Consider the following 4,946-nt stretch of genomic DNA (forward strand, 5'->3'; position numbering starts at 1 on the left):
TCCAGTATAACAAACTGATTGGTTAGATGGATTTGTATCAATTGCCGGAGCTGTATTTACATTTAATGTAACAGTAATCGATATTGGATCGTTTGCAGGACCGTTAATTATTACATAATAATTCGTTCCTGAATTAGCAACTGTTCTATTAGCAATTGTTAAAGTAGCTGTGTTAGCCCCTGAATAATCACCACCATTAACAATAGCTACGCCACCTAAACCTGTATCTTCATACCATTGGTAAGAATATATCGGACTTGGTAAAGCAGCTAAATCTTCATCAACAACTGTTCCTGAAGCTACAACTGTAAAAGTAGCAGTTCCTGAACCACATAAATTACTATTACTTGGTTGTGTTGCAATACCTGTATTTCCTACATTTAATAAAACAGAATTTGAAACTAATGGATCACATGGAGAAGTTCCTGTAATTACACATTGGTATAAATTACCATTCATAGTATCTGCACCATTAGTTATAGATAAACTATTTGATGTTGCTCCACTATAAATTCCGCCATCTGTTATTGGACTGAAACTTGTTCCTCCATCTGTAGATTCTTCCCATTGGTAAGAAATCCCTGTTCCTGAAGCAACTAAACTAAATGTTGCACTAAACAATCCACCAGATGAAACAACAGTTTGATCAACTGGTTGAGTAGAAATAGCCACTGGCTCTCTAACATCAACAGCATAAGAAACTGTCGTTGGACAACCTCCATCTGTTACTGTATAAGTAGCTGTAACTGTTCCGGCTGAAGTACCTGTAAGCTCTCCACTAGTACTAATAGTTGCAGTACCTGTACCATTAACAACACCCCAAACACCTAAAGCAGTAGCATTTGTTAAAGACAATGTATTTGGCATACATAATGCAGTAGCACTTCCTGCAGCGATAATAGGATCAACTGTAGGATTATTAATTACTGTAACTGATGAACTATTGCCTGTTCCTTTTACAGTAGTTACACTAACAACACCAGAGGTAACACCAGTTGGAGTAACTGCAGTGATTGTAGTATCATTATCTACTGTGTAAGAAGCTGCTGCTGCACCATTAAATTGAACAGAAGAAGCTCCAGTGAAAGCATATCCAGATATAGTTACCGTTTGTCCACCTGCACTACAAAGAGTTGTTGGTAAAACATCCGTAATTTGAGGAGCAGGAACATCAATAATCATATTATCAATAGAAACATCGTAATCACCTGCCAACCAAGAGCAAACTACTCTTGCGTTTACATTTTGACCTACATAAGCACCTAAGTAATAGCTATAATTAACATAACTAGCTCCAGGAGCTGCACTGATAGTAGATAAAGTAGTATATGTAGCACCACAATCTGTAGAAATTTGAACATCTATTGTTCCCCATCCTGATGCTGGTGGAGCATAAGGAGATGAATAATTTGATAATTTTAAATCAAACGACAAAGCTTGACCAGCAGTAACTGGTCCAAACTTAGCTGATGCAAAAGATGCATTAGTGTTACCGCTGTAAATATTAACATAAGCGTTATTACCCGGATTACCTGTTGCTCCTCTAGTTGCACCAATACCAAAATTACCTATTTGAGTCCATCCACCTAATGTATTTAAATTAGTAAATGGTTGGTTTAAAGGAAGTGGATTTGGATTAGAATTAATTTCAGAAACTCCTGAATAATTGATTTCACTTGAATTAGTACAAGTCACTTTTAATCTATATTGAATAGTAGTCCCTGCAAAAACTGGTGGAGTATAAATACTTGTAGTAGCCCCTGAACCTCCTACTGCATTACCCCAACTTGCACCACCATCAGTAGATTGCTCCCACTGCAATGTAATTCCAGCATCTGAAGAATAACCTGTTGCAGTTATTGCTAAAACAGGTAAAGTTGGACATACACTTTGTAAAGAAGGTGATACAGTTCCTCCAATAGGAGTACCTGTACATATAGTGCTTACAGCAAAATTATCAAAAGCTAAATAGTAATCACCAGAAGTCCAAGTAGCATTAATTCTTAGTCTGATATTTTGACCAACATAAGATGCTAAAGAATAAGATTTTGTTCTCCAAGCAACATTTGAATCAACAGAAACTGTTTCTAATGTTGTATAAGTTGCTCCAAAGTCAGTTGAAACTTGCACCACATAACTTCCAGCACCAGTTGAAACGGATGAATCAGACCAATTAACATGTCTGTAATCAAATGTTAAAAGTTGATTTGCTAAAACTGGACCAACATTAACTGAATTAAAGTTTCCAGATGGAACTGTTGAGTATAAATTTATAAAACTTGCATTACCAGGATTTCCTCCTCCTGAGGTTCCTAAAGCAAAGGAAGATAAAGACCATCCTGTTGGAGTAGTTGTTGTAGCAAAACCTTCACTATACGGAGTTGGAACAACTAGCTGAGTAGTAAAAGTAGCAGGTCCAGTCCAAGAAGATTGATCACCTAATGAACAATTTGAACGCAACCAATAATAATACTGTGTATTACCTGATAATCCAGAAAGATTAGCTGATAGACCAGCAACATTTCCTGTTGGTGTTGTACCAGCATTTGGAACTGGAGATGCAGATGTTGCAACATAATAATCATATCCATTCGTTGGTGGAGTTACAGAAGCAGTCCAACCAATTGTAGCAGAATTATTCGTAATTGCAGATGATGTTAAAGTTGTTGGAGGAACACATGTTGGTGCACTAACAACTTCAAAAGTAAAATCTTTATATTCACCTCTTGTAATATTTCCACAAGAATTTGAAGGTGCAGAATTATTAAAATCAGTAATTACTCTCATTCTATAATTCCCGTTAGGAGTTGCTGGCGGAACAGTAAAACTTCCAGATGTTGTAGTAACATAACCAGTTGTTACAAACATTCTTTCACCAGCCTCGAAAACTAGGTTATTATTCCAATCTACCCAAACAGCAAAACCACAAGTTGGCCCAGCCGCAGTCATAGATAAATTTGTTAAATTTCCAATGTAATTAGAAACCTTTACCGTTGAAGACAAATTTAAATAACCACCTGTTGCACCTGATGATGCAGTGTGAGTAATATTATCACCAAAACCATTTGTAGTTGTAAAATTACTTATGTAAGAAGTTTGATCACCTGACGAAGCCAAACAATATCCTGTATAAAAAGTAATTGAAGATGAAAAAGCTTGACAAACTGGTCCATTAGCTTTTACCTGATATTCATAACTAGTATTTGCTGTCAATCCAGTAATAGGTGTAGTTGTTCCTACAACTGCTGATATTGTTGTCCAAGTTGGTGAACCAACTACTCTATATTGAACATCATAGCTCGTTGCTCCTGCAAATGCATTCCAATTTGCGTTAGCTGAAACACTTGTAATACCTGATGCTGCAATAGCAACAGGCCCTGAACATGACGAAACTAAAGACACATTATCTACTGCAATAGGTGGATTTGACCCACCACCAGTATCATTTCTCCATTGAAAAACCAACCTAAATGTTGTACCAGCATAAGCAGCAGGCACTGTAATATTTGCTGTAGTCCAAGTACCTGAACTTTGATAACCTGTAGCACCAGCTCCAAGTTGAACTCTTCCTGTAGGTGCTGTACCAGTAGTTGTCATACTGGCCGTACCATTTAAAGGAGTAAAAGTTGTAGGAACTGCCCATACTTGTAAACGATCCCAACCCGACTCACCTACACATATCCATCTAAATGAAAGATTAATAGTAGTCTCACCAGCAGGAACGGTCACATCTCTGTATAGTGCCGAAACACGTGATGTTGGACTATTCGTATAAGTATGTGGCGGAGGTGTTCCTGCCGTATTACTGGTAATGTAAGCACATTGTGAACCATTAAAACCAGCCGTAGCTCCTGTTGACTGAACCCAAGAAGCACCTGCAGTTGCATTATTTAATACTGTCCAACCATCTGCAGCAAAAGAAGCACCTTCAAATGCACCAGAAGTAGCAGGATTAATAATTGTCGTTTGAGCAAAAACATTATTACCTGCAATAAAGAAGGCAACTATCATCATTAAACTCATAAGCCACGACGTTCGCATACTACCTTTTGAATTGGGAGAATTCCCAACTACTCCGGACTCTTGCGAGCTGAGTTTCGATAATTTTCGATAACTCAGAGAATTGTAGTTATTCATCATAATTTATAAAATTGGGTTAATTAATGGGTTAATTTATAAAAAAGTTAATTATATACTAATGATTATTTCACAAAAACGATAAAATGTTTGAAAAAATCGTTAAAACACATCTTTCCATTAATTAAAAATCTAATTAATTGAATCAAGTATGGTTTTTTTTGTTACAATTATCAATAATTAACATATTTAATATTTTGAATGCGAAAATTATAAAAAATAATTAAACTTAATTCATTAGTTAAATTTGTAAAATATTCTATTAAATCAATAAATACTTAACATAAAAAAACCTCCTCAATTTCTTGAGGAGGTTTTAAATTATTTAGTTCTTTTTAAAAACTATCTTTTAATAACACGTAGTGTTTTAGTGTTAGACTCTTGAGATACAATCACATTGTAAACTCCAGATGGATATTGGTTTCCTAATTCAAAATTTTGAATATCAGAAGCATTTATCATTTTGTCTTCTACTAGTTTTCCTATCATGTCGTAAACTCTAACTTGAATACTTGCTTCGCTATTAGTTTTTACATCCAACTTGAAGTTTTCTGCAAATGGATTTGGATAAGCTAAAGCTTCAAATACATTTACTACTTCTAATTGAACATCTGATGCAATAGCTCTTGCTTGCATTGGAGTTTTGATGGTACATGCTTTATTGTATGGACCAAAATTTGGCTCATTTGGTAACTTAACCGCTACTTGCACAGAATAAAGCTCTCCGTTTGGAATTAATCCAGGGAAGTTGTTTAATGTAAATCTGTTGTATTGGTTGTCGTAGAATGTATCATAATCAACTCCGTTGT

Annotated in this window: 2 protein-coding genes; both read right to left on the bottom strand. The window is 35.6% G+C overall.

Annotated elements, in window-relative coordinates; all coding sequences use genetic code 11:
- A partial coding sequence (locus ACYU7A_RS08070) for a GEVED domain-containing protein (RefSeq protein ID WP_460575591.1) occupies nt 1–4,140 on the bottom strand: 4,140 nt, incomplete at its 3' end.
- A gap of 339 nt (nt 4,141–4,479) precedes the next feature.
- The coding region (locus tag ACYU7A_RS08075) for a T9SS type A sorting domain-containing protein (RefSeq protein WP_460575593.1) at nt 4,480–4,946 on the bottom strand (467 nt) is incomplete at its 5' end.

It is taken from the genome of Flavobacterium koreense, assembly GCF_054776075.1.